This is a genomic window from Citrobacter sp. wls619, assembly GCF_005281345.1.
In the GTDB taxonomy this organism is placed as follows: domain Bacteria; phylum Pseudomonadota; class Gammaproteobacteria; order Enterobacterales; family Enterobacteriaceae; genus Citrobacter.
This window is the reverse complement of the sequence record NZ_SZXJ01000095.1, coordinates 479,369-498,713: the sequence shown is the minus strand read 5'-3', so window position 1 is coordinate 498,713 and position 19,345 is coordinate 479,369. Positions and strand designations below refer to the sequence as shown.

The 19,345-nt window shown below is 52.3% G+C and carries 20 protein-coding genes; 9 read left to right on the top strand and 11 right to left on the bottom strand.

The window, feature by feature from the left end:
- Positions 1–14: 14 nt before the first annotated feature.
- Positions 15–368, top strand: coding sequence for a DUF4156 domain-containing protein (locus tag FDX19_RS19680; RefSeq protein WP_137384019.1), 354 nt, complete (start codon positions 15–17; stop codon positions 366–368).
- 127 nt (positions 369–495) lie between these two features.
- On the opposite strand, the gene epmB is transcribed toward FDX19_RS19680, so the two are convergent.
- Positions 496–1,524 carry an EF-P beta-lysylation protein EpmB gene (gene epmB, locus FDX19_RS19675; protein ID WP_137384018.1) on the bottom strand — a complete coding sequence of 343 codons (1,029 nt, stop codon included), beginning with the start codon at positions 1,522–1,524 and terminating at the stop codon, positions 496–498.
- Positions 1,525–1,564: 40 nt separating this feature from the next.
- Between epmB and efp the strand changes: the two genes are divergently transcribed.
- The 3 genes from efp (at position 1,565) to ecnB (ending at position 2,619) form a co-directional block, all read left to right on the top strand.
- Positions 1,565–2,131: an elongation factor P gene (efp, locus tag FDX19_RS19670; RefSeq protein WP_005120972.1), complete on the top strand. Its 567-nt coding sequence runs from the start codon at positions 1,565–1,567 to the stop codon at positions 2,129–2,131.
- Between the two features lie 99 nt (positions 2,132–2,230).
- Positions 2,231–2,365 (top strand): lipoprotein antitoxin entericidin A, encoded by a 135-nt coding sequence (gene ecnA / locus FDX19_RS19665; protein ID WP_040232999.1) that lies wholly within the window; start codon positions 2,231–2,233, stop codon positions 2,363–2,365.
- A 107-nt stretch (positions 2,366–2,472) separates the two neighbouring features.
- On the top strand, positions 2,473–2,619 hold the full coding sequence (gene ecnB, locus FDX19_RS19660) for a lipoprotein toxin entericidin B (protein WP_003025482.1): 147 nt from the start codon (positions 2,473–2,475) through the stop codon (positions 2,617–2,619).
- A 30-nt stretch (positions 2,620–2,649) separates the two neighbouring features.
- On the opposite strand, the gene FDX19_RS19655 is transcribed toward ecnB, so the two are convergent.
- A complete protein-coding gene (locus FDX19_RS19655) occupies positions 2,650–3,249 on the bottom strand; it encodes a LuxR C-terminal-related transcriptional regulator (protein ID WP_137384017.1) in 600 nt (199 codons plus the stop codon).
- A 259-nt stretch (positions 3,250–3,508) separates the two neighbouring features.
- Between FDX19_RS19655 and sugE the strand changes: the two genes are divergently transcribed.
- On the top strand, positions 3,509–3,826 hold the full coding sequence (gene sugE, locus FDX19_RS19650) for a quaternary ammonium compound efflux SMR transporter SugE (protein ID WP_000118520.1): 318 nt from the start codon (positions 3,509–3,511) through the stop codon (positions 3,824–3,826).
- Here sugE and FDX19_RS19645 read toward each other — a convergent pair.
- Entirely contained in the window at positions 3,823–4,356 is a 534-nt protein-coding gene (locus FDX19_RS19645) for a lipocalin family protein (protein WP_137384016.1), read from the bottom strand. The genes sugE and FDX19_RS19645 overlap by 4 nt on opposite strands.
- Before the next feature lie 93 nt (positions 4,357–4,449).
- Entirely contained in the window at positions 4,450–5,595 is a 1,146-nt protein-coding gene (gene blaCMY / locus FDX19_RS19640) for a CMY-2 family class C beta-lactamase (RefSeq protein ID WP_137384015.1), read from the bottom strand.
- 131 nt (positions 5,596–5,726) lie between these two features.
- Here blaCMY and ampR point away from each other — a divergent pair, with 131 nt between their 5' ends.
- The gene (ampR, locus tag FDX19_RS19635; RefSeq protein WP_137384036.1) at positions 5,727–6,602 is read left to right on the top strand and encodes a LysR family transcriptional regulator AmpR; all 876 of its coding nucleotides are present in this window, start codon (positions 5,727–5,729) and stop codon (positions 6,600–6,602) included.
- 41 nt (positions 6,603–6,643) lie between these two features.
- Here ampR and frdD read toward each other — a convergent pair whose 3' ends face one another.
- Genes frdD through frdA form a run of 4 tightly spaced genes read right to left on the bottom strand, consistent with a single transcriptional unit; the run spans position 6,644 to position 9,937 of the window.
- Positions 6,644–7,003: a fumarate reductase subunit FrdD gene (gene frdD, locus FDX19_RS19630; protein WP_048212909.1), complete on the bottom strand. Its 360-nt coding sequence runs from the start codon at positions 7,001–7,003 to the stop codon at positions 6,644–6,646.
- 10 nt (positions 7,004–7,013) lie between these two features.
- Positions 7,014–7,409 (bottom strand): fumarate reductase subunit FrdC, encoded by a 396-nt coding sequence (gene frdC / locus FDX19_RS19625; protein WP_048212908.1) that lies wholly within the window; start codon positions 7,407–7,409, stop codon positions 7,014–7,016.
- 10 nt (positions 7,410–7,419) lie between these two features.
- Positions 7,420–8,154 carry a fumarate reductase iron-sulfur protein gene (gene frdB / locus FDX19_RS19620; RefSeq protein WP_137384014.1) on the bottom strand — a complete coding sequence of 245 codons (735 nt, stop codon included), beginning with the start codon at positions 8,152–8,154 and terminating at the stop codon, positions 7,420–7,422.
- The gene (gene frdA / locus FDX19_RS19615; protein ID WP_003830519.1) at positions 8,147–9,937 is read right to left on the bottom strand and encodes a fumarate reductase (quinol) flavoprotein subunit; all 1,791 of its coding nucleotides are present in this window, start codon (positions 9,935–9,937) and stop codon (positions 8,147–8,149) included. The genes frdB and frdA overlap by 8 nt, the downstream gene beginning before the upstream one ends.
- Before the next feature lie 324 nt (positions 9,938–10,261).
- On the opposite strand from frdA, the gene epmA reads away from it, so the two are divergent.
- Entirely contained in the window at positions 10,262–11,239 is a 978-nt protein-coding gene (epmA, locus tag FDX19_RS19610; protein ID WP_137384013.1) for an elongation factor P--(R)-beta-lysine ligase, read from the top strand.
- A gap of 216 nt (positions 11,240–11,455) precedes the next feature.
- Positions 11,456–12,958 (top strand): glutamate/gamma-aminobutyrate family transporter YjeM, encoded by a 1,503-nt coding sequence (gene yjeM / locus FDX19_RS19605; protein ID WP_137384012.1) that lies wholly within the window; start codon positions 11,456–11,458, stop codon positions 12,956–12,958.
- A gap of 94 nt (positions 12,959–13,052) precedes the next feature.
- Here the strand turns inward: yjeM and mscM are convergent, their stop codons facing one another.
- The 3 genes from mscM to rsgA form a co-directional block, all read right to left on the bottom strand.
- Entirely contained in the window at positions 13,053–16,367 is a 3,315-nt protein-coding gene (gene mscM / locus FDX19_RS19600; RefSeq protein WP_137384011.1) for a miniconductance mechanosensitive channel MscM, read from the bottom strand.
- A gap of 17 nt (positions 16,368–16,384) precedes the next feature.
- Complete coding sequence (gene asd, locus FDX19_RS19595) at positions 16,385–17,353, bottom strand: archaetidylserine decarboxylase (RefSeq protein ID WP_137384010.1); 969 nt, start codon at positions 17,351–17,353, stop codon at positions 16,385–16,387.
- A gap of 93 nt (positions 17,354–17,446) precedes the next feature.
- Positions 17,447–18,499: a small ribosomal subunit biogenesis GTPase RsgA gene (rsgA, locus tag FDX19_RS19590; RefSeq protein WP_170974405.1), complete on the bottom strand. Its 1,053-nt coding sequence runs from the start codon at positions 18,497–18,499 to the stop codon at positions 17,447–17,449.
- A gap of 106 nt (positions 18,500–18,605) precedes the next feature.
- On the opposite strand from rsgA, the gene orn reads away from it, so the two are divergent.
- Positions 18,606–19,151 carry an oligoribonuclease gene (gene orn, locus FDX19_RS19585; protein ID WP_137384008.1) on the top strand — a complete coding sequence of 182 codons (546 nt, stop codon included), beginning with the start codon at positions 18,606–18,608 and terminating at the stop codon, positions 19,149–19,151.
- Positions 19,152–19,345: the final 194 nt, after the last annotated feature.

Genomic DNA, 19,345 nt, shown 5'->3' with positions numbered 1-19,345 from the left:
TTATGGGGAATGACATGCACGTGAAATATTTAGCAGGGATCGTTGGTGCCGCGCTACTGATGGCGGGTTGTAGCTCCAGCAATGAACTGAGTTCAGCCGGACAAAGCGTTCGCTTTGTTGAAGATAAGCCTGGTGCTGAGTGTCAACTGCTCGGCACTGCGACCGGTAAACAGAGCAACTGGCTTTCTGGCCAGCATGGCGAAGAAGGTGGCTCTATGCGTGGCGCGGCGAACGATCTGCGTAACCAGGCCGCTGCAATGGGCGGTAACGTGATTTATGGTGTCAGCAGCCCATCTCAGGGAATGCTCTCCAGCTTTGTCCCGACCGCCAGCGAGATGAATGGCCAGGTTTATAAGTGCCCTAACTGATAGACGCTGTTGATGCCGGATGGCGACGCTGACATGTCTTATCCGGCCTACTGGTATCAGTAAACGTAGGCCTGATAAGCACAGTGCCATCAGCACGGAGTGTCCCTGAACAGGACACTCACCGGGATTACTGCTGTCGTAATTGCAAATCCAACGGCGTTTTACTTGGCTCACCGCCAATTTCGCGCGCCAGTTTTGGGACCATATAGCCTGAAATCAGCGTCAGCAGCTCGCGCATGATTTTCCGCGCCTCATCGTCACTCACCATAAAGTGAGCGGCTCCCTGCACTTTATCCAAAACATGCAGGTAATAGGGCATCACGCCCGCATCAAACAGTGCATTGCTCAGGTTTGCCAGCGTTTGTGCGTTGTCGTTTACGCCACGCAGCAGGACGCTTTGGTTAAGCAATGTGACACCCACTTTACGCAAGCTGGCCATCGCCTGACGAAATGTCTCATCAATTTCGTTCGCGTGATTAATGTGATTCACCAGCAGAATTTGCAGAGAAGATCGCGCAAAACGTTCGACTAATCCTTCGGTAATGCGAGCCGGGATCACAATTGGCAAGCGGCTGTGAATTCGCAGACGCTTAATGTGTGAAATGGCCTCCAGTTGCGTGAGTAGCCAGTCAAGCTCGTGGTCCTTAGCCATGAGGGGATCGCCACCGGAGAAAATAATCTCATCCAGCTCAGGGTGCGCGGCGATGTAATCTAACGCCACCTGCCAGTTACGTTTATTTCCCTGGTTCTCGGCATACGGGAAGTGGCGGCGGAAGCAATAGCGGCAGTTTACCGCACATCCGCCTTTTACCAGCAGCAACGCCCGGTTGCGATATTTGTGCAGCAGTCCGGGTACGACGCTGTGCTGCTCTTCCAGTGGATCGGTAGAGAATCCGGGGGCGGCAACGAATTCATCCTGCGAGGTAAGCACCTGACGCAGTAGCGGATCGTTGGGGTTGCCTTTCTCCATGCGTGCGATAAACGATCGCGGTACGCGAAGGGCAAAAAGACGTTTTGCCTCACGACCTGCGAGCAAATTTTCATCAGCGTCTATATTCAAAAGACGTAATAGTTCATCCGGATCGGTGAGAACATCGGCAAGTTGTACTAACCAATCTTCTCTGGATGGGGTGTTTAGGGTTACAATATGCGCCATTTTGTGGCTTAGCTACCAGTTAACAATTTCAGAGGGCCTTATGGCGACTTACTATAGCAACGATTTTCGTGCCGGTCTTAAAATCATGATGGATGGCGAACCTTATGCGGTTGAAGCCAGTGAATTCGTTAAACCGGGTAAAGGCCAGGCATTTGCACGCGTTAAGCTGCGCCGCCTGCTGACCGGTACTCGTGTAGAGAAAACCTTCAAATCCACCGACTCCGCAGAAGGTGCGGACGTTGTCGATATGAACCTGACTTACCTGTACAACGACGGTGAGTTCTACCATTTCATGAACAACTCCACTTTCGAACAGCTGGCTGCTGACGCGAAAGCGGTAGGTGATAGCGCTAAATGGCTGCTGGATCAGGCTGAGTGCATCGTGACCCTGTGGAACGGTCAGCCAATCTCCGTGACCCCGCCGAACTTCGTTGAGCTGGAAATCATTGAAACGGACCCAGGTCTGAAAGGTGACACTGCAGGTACGGGTGGTAAACCAGCGACGCTGTCCACCGGTGCTGTGGTTAAAGTTCCGCTGTTCGTACAGATCGGCGAAGTCATCAAAGTGGATACCCGCTCTGGCGAATACGTATCCCGCGTGAAGTAATAGCCTTCATCTTTCAGGCTGCATCAGGCAGCCTGAAAGATGTTGCGTATTTTTAAGATGTTGGTGCAGGTTGCTGCGCCATACTTTTCCAGGGCAGGAATGATGAAACGTCTTCTCGGTCTTGTAATGCTTATCCTTTTCACCAGCACCCTCCTGGCGGGCTGTAATACGGCGCGCGGCTTTGGTGAAGATATCAAACATCTTGGTAATTCAATTTCTCACGCTGCCAGCTAGTCCCCTCATATTGTCTTAAAAACGGTCGTTTATCCGTCACCCCCCCGGATCTTGTCTATTATTAAGTGGCTATACACAAACAATATTGGCTAGAAAAGGAAGACGTTATGGTTAAGAAGACAATTGCTGCGATCTTTTCTGTGTTGGTACTTTCTTCCGTATTAACGGCGTGTAATACGACGCGAGGCGTAGGTCAGGATATTTCTGAGGGCGGTAGTGCCATTTCTGGCGCAGCGACAAAGGCTCAGCAATAACTATGAACGGTACGACGCACCGTCGTACCGTTAATTCATCTTCTCAGGTAGAGAGAGAAACGGTGAAAAGCGATTCCCCAGGTGCAGCTTCATACGGATATTTCGCTTATAGGTGTATACCGTCTTACCATGAATGCAGAGCGCGGCGGCTATTGCATTGTTATCAACGCCATCCATCCACAATGACAGTACCTTCTCTTCCTGCGGTGTAAGCAGCGGTGTGGCATTTTTGGGTGTATCTAATACGGGGCGGATCTGTAGTGCATTCTGGATCGTGCGCGAAAGATCATGCAACGCGATGTGTTTGGACAATGTCGAGTGAACGGCAGAGTGAGGGGGATCGATTGGGTTATGCGATCGTTCGCCTGATTGTAGTAAAATCAGCGGGATGGCGCCGCAGCTCATAAAAAATGGTGCGATGGGGGGGCTGGAGTGAATATCGCTGAGAAAACTATATAAATCTGCGATTACCAGATGTGGCTTCCACTGCAAAATATGCTCTTTAGCCAACATCAGATTATTAATCCCTGACACCAGAAATGAAGAGTTGAACATACCAGAATGATTAAGCAAGGCCTCTATCCCTGTGCGGGTGAAGTGGCACCGGTCAATCACTAAAATTTTAAGCATAAACCTTTCGCATTCAGAAGAGGATCCAATGGCTCTCTGAGTTCAGAAAGCTCTTCATCATAGAGAAGTCCAATGTGAGCCAAATGCGGGAACTACGCCTCTAATTGGGCTTAATTCTTGCTTTAAGTAAGCAATGAATAAAAAGGTTGAAATTCATTTTCTCCCGGGCAAAAATGCCATTTCATACATCCGCTTTGCAGGACGACCTGCAAACGCATCTTTCACCCGGGGACGGCCCCATCGTGTACTGGAGCCTGTTATGTCCTGGATCGTTTTACTTATCGCGGGCCTGCTTGAAGTTGTCTGGGCGATTGGTCTGAAATATACCCACGGTTTTACCCGTTTAACGCCAAGTATTATCACCATTGCGGCGATGATCGTCAGTATCGCTATGCTATCCTGGGCGATGAGAACGCTGCCGGTTGGTACGGCTTATGCCGTCTGGACCGGGATTGGCGCGGTAGGGGCAGCCATTACCGGCATTCTGCTACTGGGTGAATCAGCCAGCCCGGCGCGCCTGCTCAGCCTGGGGTTGATTGTTGCCGGCATTATTGGCCTGAAGCTCAGCACCCACTAAGCGCCGGGTTGTTTTACCCAAATCAACTTGTTCACTTCAAACCCCTCCCGGGTCGCGACTGCCAGCATCTGCTGTTTCATCTCATCTGAAATCGTTGGGGTGCGAGAGAGAATCCACAGATAGTCGCGATCCGGGCCGCAGACCAGCGCATGGCGATATTCCCGGTCGAGAGCAATCACGTTATACCCACCATAGAAGGGACCGAAGAACGAGACCTTAAGAGCCGCCCGGCCAGGATCGCCGGTGAAATAGGCTTTGCCTTCCGTTTTTTGCCACATGCCTCGGTCCGGGTTGTAGCCTTTGTTGATGACGTTGAGCCCACCGTCATCGCGCAAGCTATAGGTTGCGGTAACTTTATCCAACCCACGTTCAAAGCGGTGGTCGAACCGCGCGATCTCATACCAGGTGCCAAGATAACGTTTGGCATCAAAGTTGTTTACAACGGTAACGCCTTTGGGCGGCGTAGGTGAACTGCAAGCCACTACCAGAAATGCAGCCGTGACTGCAGCAACGACAGGCAGAATGCGCATGGGATATTCCTTGCTGTATTTTTGTTAAGTGTAGATGACAGCAGGAAAAGACGTGGAAGAAAGGAGGCCCGACGGATCGGACCTCAACGCCGGTTACTGCAGTTTTTCAAGGATGCGCCAGGCCGCGTCGACGCGAGCAGGATTCGGGTAGCTTTTATTGGCCAGCATCACGATGCCCAGATTTTTCTCCGGAATAAAAGCCACATAACTACCAAATCCGCCAGTCGAACCTGTTTTATGTACCCAGGAGGCTTTTACTGCGGGGGCTGGTGGGGTTACCTCAACGGCCGGAAGCGCCGCCAGAGCGATTTTACTGTCGCTGCCGTTGATAATCGTGTCTGCTTTTACCGGCCAGTTCAGCATTTCCCAGCCTAAGCCCTGGTACATCTCACCAATGCGCCAGTAACGTGACTGTGCGAGCCCGATGCCTTGCTGCAGGGTTTTCTCCTGTACGTGGCTGGCGTCCATATTGGCCTGAACCCAGCGTGCCATATCCATAATGCTGGATTTTACACCATACGCTTCGGCATCAAGCTGGCCCGGCGAAACATGTACGGGCTTACCATCGCGATAGCCCCAGGCATAATCCTGTTGCTCGTTCTGTGGAACGGTAATCCAGGTGTGTGCGAGTTTTAATGGCTGCAGGACGCGTCTGGTCATCGCCTCTTCGTAGCTCATTCCTGAGGGTTTCACCGCCAGTGCGCCAAACAGACCAATGCTGGAGTTAGCATAGAGACGTTTAGCGCCTGGGGCCCACTGAGGTTGCCAGTTTTGATAAAAGTGTAGCAATGCGGTTTTATCCGTCACCTCGTCGGGGATCTGAAGCGGCAGGCCACCTGCCGTGTATGTGGCTAAGTGCAGCAGGCTGATACCCTGCCACTGTTTGCCTGTGAGTTCTGGCCAGTATTTCGTGACCGGATCGCTGAGCTTAATTTCACCGCGGGCGATCGCATCGCCGCCCAGCACGCCATTGAAGGTCTTACTGACTGAACCGAGCTCAAATAGCGTATTCTGTGTGACCGGGCGATTATTGGCGATATCAGCTTTACCCCAGGTAAAGTAATACGGTTTTCCCTGGTAGATAACGGCCACGGCCATACCCGGAATGGCCTGTTCTTTCATCAGCGGTGTGATGGTGCGGTTAACGATATCGGCAATGTGTTGTTCTGTCTTTGAGGCGGCAAACGTGGAGAAAGAGGCGGCCAGCAGCAGCGCGCAGCATAACGATTTTTTCATCATGAAATCATTTCCGTAATAAAAAGCGAAAGGGTGTCCGGGCCCATCAGACGCGACCAGTGTGTTTGATTTGCACTGTGTTGACAAACGGTTAAATTTAGCAGCAGATATAAGTTTTTCTAACAGGCAAGATGATGACGCGTAGCTATATCCCCCTTAATTCTCTGCGGGCTTTTGAAGCGGCCGCCAGGCATCTCAGCTTTACCCGCGCAGCAATTGAGCTGAATGTAACGCATTCTGCTATTAGCCAGCATGTGAAAGCGTTGGAGCAACAGCTGAATTGTCAGCTCTTTATCCGCGTTTCACGGGGACTGATGCTCACGACAGAAGGTGAAAGCCTGTTACCTGTACTTAATGACTCCTTCGATCGTATGGCGGCGATGTTAGACCGTTTTGCCGGTAACCAGGCTCAGGAAAAACTGAAAATTGGTGTGGTGGGCACTTTTGCGGTGGGGTGCCTTTTCCCACGTCTACACGATTTTAAACGGGGCTATCCGCATATCGATTTACAGCTTTCCACGCATAATAACCGTGTTGATCCTGCCGCCGAAGGCCTGGATTATACCATTCGCTATGGTGGTGGAGCCTGGCACGATACCGATGCGCAATATTTATGTAGCGCGCTGATGTCTCCACTTTGTTCACCCGATCTGGCCTCTCAGATTCAGACGCCTGCAGATATCCTGAAATTTCCGCTATTACGATCGTATCGTCGTGATGAATGGGCGCTGTGGATGCAGGCGGCCGGAGAGGCTCCTCCTTCACCAACGCACAATGTGGTCGTGTTTGACTCGTCCGTTACGATGCTTGAAGCGGCGCAGGCAGGGCTGGGGGTGGCGATTGCTCCCGTCAGAATGTTCACGCATTTGCTGGACAGTGAGCGTATCGTACAACCGTTTTTAACGCAGATTGATTTGGGAAGTTACTGGATGACGCGATTGCAATCCCGTCCGGAGACGCCTGCGATGCGTGATTTTTCCCGCTGGTTGACCGGTGTTGTGCACAAATAAAAAGGCCCGCCAGTGGCGGGCCTAATAGGTAACAACGGCGATTAGATAGTCAGAATGCCAATCGCTGTTACAACGGTCAGGATAGCAGCCAGGCCGTAGAATACCCATTTGCCAGCAGGCACGTGGATTTTCAGGTCATGCATAGCGTGGTGCATACGGTGTAAACCACACCACAGCGGCAGAACGATCATCAGGAACAGAAATGCGCGTCCGATGAAGCTCTGGGCAAATGCCATAATGCGCTCATAGCTCAGCGCATCGCCCGGGAACAGACCCAGCGGCAGCATAATACCAACCAGCAGAACCACTACCGGCGCAATGATTGCGCCCCACATACCACCTGCACCAAACAGACCCCAGAATACAGGTTCGTCAGAGCGTTTTGGATTTGGATTAATCATCCCGGACTCCTTACCAGTACAGGGCTACATACAGTATGACTACGGTCACAACCGCAGTAACTACCCAGAGACCTTTGATGATCGGCTCTGGCCCCATTTTTTCGTCTTTTACGATGATGTTGGCGGCTTTCGGCGCCAGCTCAAACCAGGTTTTGGTATGCAGCAGCGCTGCAGCCAGAACAACCAGGTTGAGGATGACCACCACCGGGTTTTGCAAAAAGCCGACAAATCCCATCCAGGACTCAGCACCATGCTTCAGTGCAAACAGGCCGAAAATCAGTTCAATACTGAACCAGACTGCCGGAACTGCCGTGCCTTCGCGCAGCATGTAAAAGCGATAAAATGGCAGCTTTTTCCACCAGGTGGACGTCATCGGCCGCACATAGGGTTTGCGTTTAGTCGTCATCATGCACTCCTTAGCGTGGTTTCAGGGTAGCGATAAGAAAGTCTTTTGAACTTTCGACTTTACCCTGCTGAATGGCCGCAGCCGGATCGACGTGTTTCGGGCAGACTTCGGAGCAGTAGCCCACGAAAGTACAGGTCCAAACGCCGTTCGGGCTGTTCAACTGAGCCATACGCTCCTTCTTACCGTGGTCGCGGCTATCTTCGTTATAGCGATGCGCCAGCGTAATTGCAGCCGGTCCAATGAACTCAGGGTTCAGGCCGAACTGCGGACACGCGGCGTAACACAGACCACAGTTGATGCAACCGGAGAACTGATGATATTTCGCCATCTGCGCCGGAGTCTGGGTGTTTGGACCCTGATCCGGAGTACGCGGGTTACCAATGATGTACGGCTTGATCGCTTCCAGACTTTCGATGAAGTGCGTCATATCGACGACCAGATCGCGTTCAATCGGGAAGTTGCCCAGCGCTTCAACCTTCATACCGCTGGTGTAATCACGCAGGAAGGTTTTGCACGCCAGCTTCGGCACGTTGTTGACCATCATGCCGCAAGAGCCGCAGATTGCCATACGGCAGGACCAGCGATAGCTCAGGTCCGGTGCGAGGTTATCTTTGATGTAGCCCAACGCATCCAGCAGAGACGTGGTTTCATCATAAGGAACTTCATAGAAAGCACTGTGCGGCGCGGTATCGGTTTCCGGGTTATAGCGCACCACCTCAACTTTCAGGTTTTTCATCTCAGCCATTCGCCTTCTCCTTCTTATCGGCTGCTTCCGCTTCGCCACCGTATACACGTTTAGCTGGTGGCAGAGTGGTGATTTTCACGTCGCTGTATTCCAGGCGAGTCGTGCCGTCAGCATCGCGGAAGGCGAGGGTATGTTTGAGGAAGTTAACGTCGTCACGCTCGGTGCAGCCTTCATCCAGACGCTGGTGCGCGCCGCGGGATTCTTTACGTGCCAGCGCGGAGTGCGCCATACATTCGGCAACGTTCAGGCCGTGACCCAGTTCGATGGTGTACAGCAGGTCGGTGTTAAAGACGCTGGAGGTATCAGTGATACGTACGCGCTTGAAGCGTTCCTGCAGCTCAGCCAGCTTATCAACGGTTTTCTGCATGAGTTCCGGTGTACGGTAGATACCGCAACCTTCTTCCATAGATAGACCCATTTCGTCGCGGATCTTAGACCAGTTTTCGTTACCTTCCTGGTTAACCAGATCTTTCAGACGTTTTTCAACGCCAGCAACCTGTGCGTCGAGTGCGGCACTGTTTGCAGCGCCAGCCGTTGCAGCACGTTCTGCAGCCTGCTCACCCGCCATACGGCCAAAGACCACCAGTTCCGCCAGAGAGTTGGAGCCCAGACGGTTAGCACCGTGCAGACCAACAGAGGAACATTCGCCGACAGCGAACAGACCTTTAATCCGGGTTTCACAGTGCTGATCGGTTTCGATACCGCCCATGGTGTAGTGCGCGGTCGGACGTACCGGGATCGGTTCTTTAACCGGATCGACACCCACGTAAGCTTTCGCCAGTTCGCAGATGAATGGTAAACGTTCGAGCAGTTTTTTCTCGCCGAGGTGACGCAGGTCGAGGTGAACGACATCGCCACGTGGGGTGGAGATGGTGTTGCCTTTGCGCCATTCGTGCCAGAACGCCTGAGAAACTTTGTCGCGCGGACCGAGTTCCATGTATTTGTTCTTCGGCTCGCCCAGTGGGGTTTCCGGACCCATGCCGTAGTCTTGCAGATAACGGTAGCCGTTTTTGTTGACCAGAATACCGCCTTCACCACGGCAGCCTTCGGTCATCAGGATGCCGGAGCCTGGCAGACCGGTTGGGTGATACTGAACGAATTCCATATCACGCAGCGGAACGCCGTGGCTCAGCGCCATGCCCATACCGTCGCCGGTGACGATGCCGCCGTTGGTGTTGTAACGGTAAACACGACCCGCGCCGCCCGTTGCCATCACGACTGCGTTAGCACGGATTTGTACCAGGGTGCCTTCCATCATGTTCATGGCGACCAGGCCGCGAGCATGACCGTCGTCCACCAGGATATCCAGAACGAAGTGTTCATCAAAGCGCTGAATCTGCGGGAACTGCAAAGACGTTTGGAACAGCGTATGCAGCATGTGGAAGCCGGTTTTATCCGCGGCAAACCAGGTACGCTCGATTTTCATGCCGCCGAAGCGACGTACGTTGACGCTACCGTCTTCACGGCGGCTCCATGGGCAGCCCCATTGTTCCAGTTGCGTCATTTCAGTTGGGCAGTGGTGGACAAAGTAATCCACGACATCCTGCTCACACAGCCAGTCTCCGCCTGCTACCGTATCGTGAAAATGGTAGTCAAAGCTGTCATGATCCTGCGCGACAGCAGCAGAGCCGCCTTCGGCAGCAACGGTATGGCTGCGCATTGGGTACACTTTTGAGATCAGTGCGATTTTAGCGTTGGGATTTGCTTGTGCGGCAGCAATTGCAGCACGTAATCCCGCGCCACCGGCGCCTATAATGGCAAGATCGGCTTGAAAGGTTTGCACGACATTCCTCCAGATTGTTGTTATTTCATCCCCGCCCGAATTCAGATGCTTCATCGGATTCAAACAGGTTATGAACGCGTTTCCACTGCTCCTTTATAGGTACAATAGTATAGTCTTAGGGATGTGAGGGAAATTTGACGTGTTCGATTTTTTTAGCGTATCAGTGGGCTGAATTATCATTGAATTTGATTAATTTAATTACTAAACCACCCAATGTTGCTTTTTTTACCCGCCAGCCAGTGTTTATTATTCCCGCGTGAAATTTGTCTCGCTAGCGCGATACGAGTAGACTTCGTGCCCTTGTCTGAAATCGGAGAAACAACCATGAGCGAAACGGCAACCTGGCAGCCGAGCGCGTCCATCCCCAATCTGTTAAAACGTGCAGCAATTATAGCGGAGATTCGTCGCTTTTTTGCCGATCGTGGAGTGCTTGAGGTTGAGACACCTTGCATGAGTCAGGCGACGGTAACGGACATCCATCTGTTCCCGTTCGAAACGCGTTTCGTTGGCCCTGGTCATTCCCAGGGGATGAACCTCTATTTAATGACCAGCCCGGAATACCATATGAAGCGTCTGCTGGTCGCGGGATGTGGCCCGGTGTATCAGCTATGTCGCAGCTTCCGTAATGAAGAGATGGGGCGGCATCATAATCCTGAGTTCACCATGCTTGAGTGGTATCGCCCACACTACGACATGTATCGCCTGATGAACGAAGTGGATGATTTGCTGCAGCAAGTGCTGGACTGTTCACCTGCCGAAAGCCTTTCTTACCAGCAAGCTTTCCAGCGCCATCTGGAAATTGACCCGCTGTCTGCGGATAAAACTCAACTGCGGGAAGTGGCGGCGAAGCTGGATCTCAGCAATATCGCGGATACTGAAGAAGACCGGGATACCTTGCTGCAACTGCTGTTTACAATGGGCGTTGAGCCGCATATTGGCAAAGACAAACCAACGTTTGTGTACCATTTCCCGGCCAGTCAGGCGTCACTGGCACAAATCAGTACCGAAGATCATCGGGTCGCTGAGCGATTTGAGGTTTATTACAAAGGTATTGAGCTGGCGAATGGTTTCCATGAGTTGACCGATGCGCGTGAACAGCAGCAAAGGTTCGAGCAGGATAATCGTAAACGTGCCGCGCGCGGCCTGCCGCAGCAGCCAATTGACAACAACTTGCTTGAAGCGTTGAAGGTTGGGATGCCGGATTGCTCTGGCGTGGCGCTGGGTGTTGATCGTCTGGTGATGCTGGCGCTGGGCGCTGATAGTCTGGCTGACGTTATCGCCTTTACCGTCGATCGTGCATAACGCGTTATCCCTCTACAATACAAAGTGGCGGTAAAGTCGCCACTTTGTAGCACATTTTTTCACTTTCCCTCTAATAGCCACAATTTGACTCTGGATATCTGGTATCGTTTAGGTATCAATTCTGTGTTGATTTTTAATTGCTGAACTCTGCAAAGAGAGCGGTGCTAATCGGTGAGCGGCGTTTGCGAAACGCTTGCCAGAGTAAGGGATAGTTGAATGACCCAAACAATAAAGAAGATGAGCCTGACAGGTCTCATCCTTATGATATTTACGTCAGTTTTCGGATTTGCAAATAGTCCCTCTGCATTTTATTTAATGGGATATAGTGCGATTCCTTGGTATATATTTTCTGCATTATTATTCTTTATTCCCTTCGCGTTAATGATGGCAGAAATGGGTTCCGCCTATCGGAAAGAAGAAGGTGGAATATATTCGTGGATGAATAATAGCGTTGGACCACGCTACGCGTTTATCGGTACGTTTATGTGGTTCTCCTCCTACGTGATATGGATGGTTAGCACGGCGGCAAAAGTATGGGTGCCGTTCTCCACCTTCTTATTCGGCGCAGACATGACGCAACATTGGGGTATCGCCGGGCTTGAACCAACCCAGGTTGTCGGGCTGCTTGCGGTCGGCTGGATGGTGGTGGTCACCTGTGTTGCTTCTCGCGGTATTAATAAGATTGCACGTATTACGGCTGTAGGCGGAATTGCCGTAATGTGTCTTAACTTAGTTCTGTTGTTAGTGAGTGTCGCTATTTTGTTATTAACAGGTAGCCACTTTGCGCAGGATATTAATTTTACATCTTCACCCAATCCGGGATATCAGTCCGGCCTGGCCATGCTGTCGTTCGTGGTATTTGCCATTTTTGCTTATGGTGGAATTGAAGCCGTGGGTGGACTGGTCGATAAAACAGAGAAACCAGAAAAGAACTTTGCCAAAGGCATTGTCTTTGCCGCTATCGTCATTTCAGTGGGTTATTCGCTGGCCATATTCTTGTGGGGTGTTAGCACCAACTGGCAGCAGGTATTAAGTAATGGTTCCGTTAACCTTGGTAATATTACTTATATCCTGATGAAAAGCCTTGGGATGACATTGGGTAATGCGTTGCACCTTTCCCCAGAGACGGCGATGACGATGGGGGTATGGTTTGCGCGTATTACCGGGCTTTCCATGTTCCTTGCCTATACCGGCGCTTTTTTTACTCTTAGCTACTCGCCGCTGAAAGCGATTATTCAGGGGACGCCGAAGGCGTTGTGGCCCGCGCCGATGACCAAACTGAATGCGATGGGCATGCCAACGACTGCCATGTGGATGCAGTGCGGGCTTGTGAGTTTGTTTATTCTGTTGGTTTCGTTCGGCGGTGATACGGCTTCCGCGTTTTATAACAAACTGACGCTGATGGCGAACGTATCTATGACGCTGCCGTATCTGTTCCTGGCGCTGGCATTCCCATTCTTCAAATCCCGCGTGGGGTTGGTAAGACCGTTTGTTATTTTTAAAACCCGCACGGCAACGTTGCTGGCAACGGGAGTGGTGGTACTGGTGGTGACGTTTGCCAACGTATTTACCATCATCCAGCCGGTGATCGAGGCCGGAGACTGGAACAGCGCGCTGTGGATGACCGGCGGTCCGATCTTCTTCTCACTGCTGGCGATGGCGATTTATCAGAACTACAGTCGCCGCACGGCCAACGATCCTGAGTGGGCGGTTGAATAAACGACCTGCTTAGTCCGGCCTACAAAGAAGTATCTTCGTAGGCCGGATAAGACACAACGGGTCGCCATCCGGCATTTCTTGCCAGGATCATGCGCTACAAACTTCCCGCCGGACGACTGCTTCTGCCCGCAGAACTTAACGTTCTTCCCGTTTGCTTACCCCCCAGACTTTCCAGACGCATCTGGAACGGTGGGAACGGCATATCAATACCGTGCTCGCGGAAGCCAGCCAGAATCAGTTGGTGGATCTCGTGGCGCAGCGGCATGCGATGCCCCATTTCAGCGGCATAAATACGCAGTTCGAAGATTTGAATCCCTTGCTGCAGGTCAACCAGGAAGACTTCTGGCGCCGGGTTATCGATAACCAGCGAGCAACGGTGTGCGGCGGTAAGCAGGATTTGTGTGACTTCCTCGCTGTTAGCCTCCGATGGCGCCGGGATGGTTAATACCACACGGGTGACCGAATCGGACAGCGACCAGTTGATGAACTGCTCGGTGATAAAGGCCTTATTGGGCACGATGATCTCTTTGCGGTCCCAGTCGCTGATGGTAGTGGCGCGGGTATTAATTTTCGTCACGCTACCGGTAAGATCGCGAATCGTCACCGTGTCGCCAATGCGGATTGGTTTTTCAAATAGGATAATCAGGCCGGAAATAAAGTTGGCGAAGATTTCCTGCAAACCAAAGCCCAGACCAACACCGAGAGCCGCCACCAGCCATTGCAGTTTGGACCATTCAATACCGATCATCGAGAAGCCAACCAGACCGCCAATCAGCATCAGCAGATACTTTGTGATGGTGGTGATGGCGTAACCGGTGCCGGGGGTTAAATCCAGATGTTGCAGCAGCGCCAGCTCCAGCAGTGCGGGCAGGTTGCGCACTAGCTGGGTGGTGATAATAAATACCAGTATTGCGATGAGCACCGCACCCAGCGTTATCGGCTCCAGGCTTTCCACACCCTGCACCGTGGAGGTGACATCCCACAACGAAATGTTTTCCAGAAAGCCGAAAGCGGAATGAATTTCTGACCACAGCACGATAACCGAAAGCAGGGCGATAAGCATCAGGATAGAGCGCACCAGGCGCAACGATTGCGCGCTGATCGCATCCAAATCCACTTCGCTTTCATCAACATCAATCGCGCCTTCAAGGCTGGTGGAATGCGGTGGTTCTTCCTCACCCCGCGCGCGCTGCGCCAGCATTTCGGCGCGTCGATGCTTAGCGCGGTCAAACGCCAGGCGGCGGCGCTGAATGAGCATCCAACGGCGAATGACGTGATAGACCACCAGTAACAAGAACCAGATTGCTACTGAAGTCTCCAGGCGCGCCAGCAGGGCTTGTGATGTTGCCAGGTAGCCCACAGCTGCTGCGAGAATAGCAATCAGTGGCGCGCCCATCAGCATATTCCACAGCATGCTGTTGACCATGTTATCGCTGTTGCCCTCTTTATCGAGGTATAGCGGTATGCCGGCGCGTTTCAGGCTCAGGGTTACGACCGCTAACGCACCGCAAATCAGAATAAAGCACAGACGTCCCAATGAGGCGGAGAATTCCCGGTCATTGAGGTTATCAAACATAATCACCGCCATGATCAACGGGACAATCAGCCCGATGCTCATCAGGTAGTAGTGCATGGCTTTCGCGACGCGGTTCCGCGGCCAGCCGAAATGGGCAATGAACAAACCGTTGGGGCGCGCAAAGGTGGCGCAAATCATTACCGCCCACAGCATGGGCACCGTAGCGGTTACGCCATCGCCGATAGCAACAGCCAACGGATAAGGCCAGGCTTCCTGCAGTCCGTAACCGAGCGTTGCCCACAGTACCGGCAAGGGCGAGGCGACGAGTATCGACCAGAACACTGTGCGTATTGTCAGCCAGAAATGGTCCTGGGTGACTTTACCAACACGCGCTGACGAGCGTTCAAGAAAGCGGGTGAAGTGTTTACGTGAAGAAAGGCTAAACCCAACCAGCACCAGTGCACCGAACAGTGGCAGCAGCGTTTCCTTGCTGGTCAGCATCATGATAGTGGCTTTGCCAAGCTGATTAAATGTATCGAGTGAGATCAGGCGGCGCAGATCCTGAACAATGTCGACAGGCCAGGAAAGCGAAATGGGGCTGACGTCTGATGTCCAGAACAGATAACGGTGTGTCGCTTCGTTGACTTCTTTTAGCGCGTCTTCCAGTTGGCTATTGGAGACTTTGAGCTTAGTGAGCTCGAGGATAAGCGTATCACCGCCCTGTAACAAAGAGTTCAACAGCTCACGTTGGGTGCGTAGCTGGGCGTTGAGAATGCTGCTCTGTTCAGCGGTCAGCGGTTGTCCATCGGCCTGATGAATCTGACGCAGTTGCGGCTGTTTGTTGAGCAGGTCCTCATAGCGCATGCGGTGTACGCGCAGCTGCGCCATTTCGGTATCTAACTGCTGGGGTTTGGGCATTTCTGGCAGACGAGAAACTTGTGCGCGCAGTGCTTCTCCCAGCATATTCGAGACGCCAAGCCATTGTGACTGTTCCCGCAGCGTATTCAGCGCCTGACGTACCTGCAACGTTTGGCTGGTGGCCTGACGCTGCTGGGAGGCGACCAGATCCATACGTTGCGCCTGCTGATTGAGCGCCTGAGACAGCTCACGGTTAACTTTAAACTGGTCAATAATGCCTTCCGGCAATCCAGCGCTGTTTTCTGCCAACAGTTCCGTGCTTTCCAGCGCACGCTCGGCTTCACGTTGGCGCTGGCTGTTGAGTTGGTTGCGTAATGCCTGCAGATAAGCGTCGAGCTGTTGGCTCTGCTTTTCTGCCAGTTCGGAGCGCATTCGCGCCAGTTCCTGGCGGTTGTTTGCGGAAAGCTGCGCCAGTTCCAGTTCATCGACCTGGGCTTTAAGCCTGGCGGATTCCGCCTGCATCGCCTGATTGAGCGCTGAGTTACTGTTGGCTGTACCAAGGCGTCGCTCAATATCATTTAGCTGGCGGCGAGCATCGGTTTGTTGCTGAGGAAGCTGGCTTAACGAGTCGGCGATTTCCCGGGCGCGATCCTGCTCCTGTTGAGCCTGGCGGCTTTTATCCAGTAACTGACTGCTGACCTGAAGGATTTCCTGGTTTAATGCATCCGTCGTGAGGCCGGTCGGTACGCTACGCGGTTCGTCGCGCAGGTTGTTTAGCTGTGCGCGTAACGTGGCGGACAGCTTGGGGAAGTTATCGATAACCTGCTGATATTGTTCTGCACGCTCAAGGGAGCCTTTCCGCTCCTCGAGAGCATTCAGCGCGGACTGGAGCGCCTCAACGGTTTCTGGCTGAGCGGGTTTCGCCGCCTTTGCCTGCTCCAGTTCCTGAGTGAGTTGTTTACTGTCGGGGGCCGTCGCAGCGTACGCCCCCTGGCTGAGGCACCAGGCCATCAGAAAAGTGATAATCAGGCGCACAGCAGCGATTCCTATGGTTAACTTGCGTCTTTTTTGTCTTCAACCAGCGGGCTGGCGTCGTGTTCTGCTTCGATCTCTTCTTTCGGCAATGGCGCGGGTTCTGCCTCTGGCGTCACGAAAGTCTCGGTAGAGATGGCCATCGGCTGGCCAATTTTGGTGACCGACAGATCCTGCAACTGTGCAACCAGATTTACTTTACCCGGCGCAAACAGGTTGATAACGGTTGAACCGAGTTTAAAGCGGCCCATTTCCTGACCTTTCAGCAGCGCCACAGAGCCTTCGCTTTCGCCTTCCGGCCATGTCCAGCGTTTGATCACACCTTCACGCGGTGGGGTAATGGTGCCAGCCCATACGGTTTCAATGCTGCCGACGATGGTCGCGCCGACCAGAATCTGCACCATCGGGCCGAATTCAGTATCAAACAGGCAAATAACACGTTCGTTGCGGGCAAACAGGTTCGGCACGTTCTGCGCGGTCAGGATGTTCACAGAGAAGAGATCGCCTGGCACGTACATCATCTCTCGCAGGATACCGTTACACGGCATGTGAACGCGGTGGTAATCGCGTGGAGACAAGTAAGTGGTTACAAACGTCCCGTTACGGAATTTATCCGCCATCTGGTAGTTGCCTGCCAGCAGCGCTTCAAGGGTGTAGCTATGCCCTTTAGCCTGCAACAGTTTGTCTTCCTCAATATTTCCCAACTGATTAATCACGCCGTCAGCGGGCATGACCAGTATGTTTGGATCGGTATTGATCGGGCGTGCATCCTCGCGCAGCGGGCGAACAAAGAAGTCGTTAAAGGTACGATAGCTGGCGGTGTCCGGCTTTTGCGCCTCTTTCATATCGACCTTGTAATATTTCACGAACAGATCGATAACCAGTTTAGTCAGCCATCCCGCTCGTTTGCTCGCACCCCAACCCGCCAGGCGAGTGAGCCATAGTTTCGGCAGAATGTATTGTAGCGAAAGCTTAAATGAGTTTAACAAGGTAGCCTCCAGGCCATAATTTGTTCCCGATCCGGCATAGGGGCCGGATCCTGAAAAAAGGGGGGACGATTCTAGCGATGCTTAGCTTAGTTGTCAGTCGTCTGTATCAGAAAAGTTTTTACGCGTTTTTACCTGCGCCATGCTTTCCAGGATGCGGTGATAATTTTCAAACCGAACCTCAGCGATTTTCCCTTCCTCGACAGCTTCACGAATTGCACAGCCCGGATCTGCATCATGTTTACAGTCGCGGTACTTGCAATGGCCTAAATAGTCATGAAATTCGACAAAGCCATCAGTGATTTGTTCCGGTTCAAGATGCCACAGCCCAAACTCACGTACACCGGGGGAGTCGATGACATCGCCGCCGTGAGGGAAGTGGTACAGGCGAGAAGCTGTTGTGGTGTGCTGCCCAAGACCAGAGTTGTCGGAGACATCATTGGTCAGGATCTCTTCCTGCAGGCCGAGAAGGTTATTGAGCAGGCTGGATTTGCCTACGCCTGACTGACCAGCAAAGATGCTAATACGGTCGGTCAACGCTTCTTCAAGTGGTTTTAGGCCGTCTTTGGTGCGGCTTGAGACCATCAAAACGCGATAACCAATGTTGCGATAGATGTCCATCTGCTCGTTAACGAAGGCCATACCTTCGTCGTCCAGCAGATCGATTTTGTTGAGTACGATGATGGGCTCTACGTGCAAGGTTTCGCATGCCACCAGATAACGGTCGATAATATTCAGTGACAGCTCAGGTAAGATGGCTGAGACAATCACGATTTGATCGATGTTGGCCGCAATGGGTTTCACCCCGTCGTAAAAGTCCGGGCGTGTGAGTACTGAGGTTCGCTCATGTACCGCCTCAACGATCCCTTTAACATTCACGCCCTCTGCTGCCGCTTTACCCGGACGCCAGACTACACGATCGCCGGTAACCAGCGAACGAATGGTACGGCGGATGTTGCAACGGTGAATTTTCCCGTCAGCAGATTCTACGTCGGCATGCATGCCAAAACGGCTGATAACGATGCCTTCAGCGGTCTCGCCAAACAGGTTGTCGTCGTAGTCGGGCTTCTCCGCGGACGTTTTAAGACGACGCTGGTGATTGGCGTTCACGCGGCGCTGTTGGCCTTTGGAGAGTTTATTCTTACTCAATCGGACTGGCTCCTGGTCGCCCATAATGGGCAAAACATTTATGATACACGCAATTTTAGATGAATATAGTCACACTGAATGTGACGTCTGAAGGGTGGAAAATAGCATGAGTGCCAATGAAAACAACCTGATTTGGATCGATCTGGAGATGACAGGTCTGGATCCCGAGCGCGATCGCATTATTGAGATCGCTACGCTAGTGACTGATGCCAACCTGAATATCCTGGCTGAAGGACCGACAATTGCGGTGCATCAGTCTGATGAGAAACTGGCGTTAATGGATGACTGGAACGTACGTACGCATACCGGAAGTGGGCTAGTGGAACGCGTAAAAGCGAGCACCATGGGCGATCGTGAAGCCGAACTGGCGACGCTGGCCTTTTTAAAAGAGTGGGTACCTGAAGGAAAATCACCTATTTGCGGCAACAGCATCGGCCAGGATCGCCGTTTCCTGTTTAAATATATGCCGGAGCTGGAAGCGTATTTCCATTATCGCTATCTGGACGTCAGCACGCTTAAAGAGTTGGCTCGTCGCTGGAAACCAGAGATCCTTGATGGCTTCAAGAAACAAGGAACGCACCAGGCAATGGACGATATTCGTGAGTCCGTTGCTGAGCTGGCTTACTATCGCGAGCATTTTATTAAGCTTTGATTTTGTTCTCCGGTGGCTTGCGTCACCGGCTTTTTGACGCTAAATTGTTCACCCTGGTTGCAAAGTAATCACTTGAACGAATTTTCGAAAAAAACGTATTCAGGGGGGTTGCAGCTAAAAGGATTTCTCGTATAATGGCCTCCCGTAACGACAGAGAATTACACGTTACGGCAGCAACAAAAGAAGTACAAATT

Coding starts and splice junctions, on each gene's coding strand:
- blaCMY (WP_137384015.1), bottom strand. CDS start 5,595: ATGATGAAAAAATCGTTATGCTGCGCGCTGCTGCTGGCCGCCTCTTTC.
- efp (WP_005120972.1), top strand. CDS start 1,565: ATGGCGACTTACTATAGCAACGATTTTCGTGCCGGTCTTAAAATCATG.
- FDX19_RS19680 (WP_137384019.1), top strand. CDS start 15: ATGCACGTGAAATATTTAGCAGGGATCGTTGGTGCCGCGCTACTGATG.
- sugE (WP_000118520.1), top strand. CDS start 3,509: ATGTCCTGGATCGTTTTACTTATCGCGGGCCTGCTTGAAGTTGTCTGG.
- epmA (WP_137384013.1), top strand. CDS start 10,262: ATGAGCGAAACGGCAACCTGGCAGCCGAGCGCGTCCATCCCCAATCTG.
- epmB (WP_137384018.1), bottom strand. CDS start 1,524: ATGGCGCATATTGTAACCCTAAACACCCCATCCAGAGAAGATTGGTTA.
- yjeM (WP_137384012.1), top strand. CDS start 11,456: ATGACCCAAACAATAAAGAAGATGAGCCTGACAGGTCTCATCCTTATG.
- frdD (WP_048212909.1), bottom strand. CDS start 7,003: ATGATTAATCCAAATCCAAAACGCTCTGACGAACCTGTATTCTGGGGT.
- ecnA (WP_040232999.1), top strand. CDS start 2,231: ATGATGAAACGTCTTCTCGGTCTTGTAATGCTTATCCTTTTCACCAGC.
- frdC (WP_048212908.1), bottom strand. CDS start 7,409: ATGACGACTAAACGCAAACCCTATGTGCGGCCGATGACGTCCACCTGG.
- ampR (WP_137384036.1), top strand. CDS start 5,727: ATGACGCGTAGCTATATCCCCCTTAATTCTCTGCGGGCTTTTGAAGCG.
- ecnB (WP_003025482.1), top strand. CDS start 2,473: ATGGTTAAGAAGACAATTGCTGCGATCTTTTCTGTGTTGGTACTTTCT.
- FDX19_RS19655 (WP_137384017.1), bottom strand. CDS start 3,249: ATGCTTAAAATTTTAGTGATTGACCGGTGCCACTTCACCCGCACAGGG.
- frdB (WP_137384014.1), bottom strand. CDS start 8,154: ATGGCTGAGATGAAAAACCTGAAAGTTGAGGTGGTGCGCTATAACCCG.
- FDX19_RS19645 (WP_137384016.1), bottom strand. CDS start 4,356: ATGCGCATTCTGCCTGTCGTTGCTGCAGTCACGGCTGCATTTCTGGTA.
- orn (WP_137384008.1), top strand. CDS start 18,606: ATGAGTGCCAATGAAAACAACCTGATTTGGATCGATCTGGAGATGACA.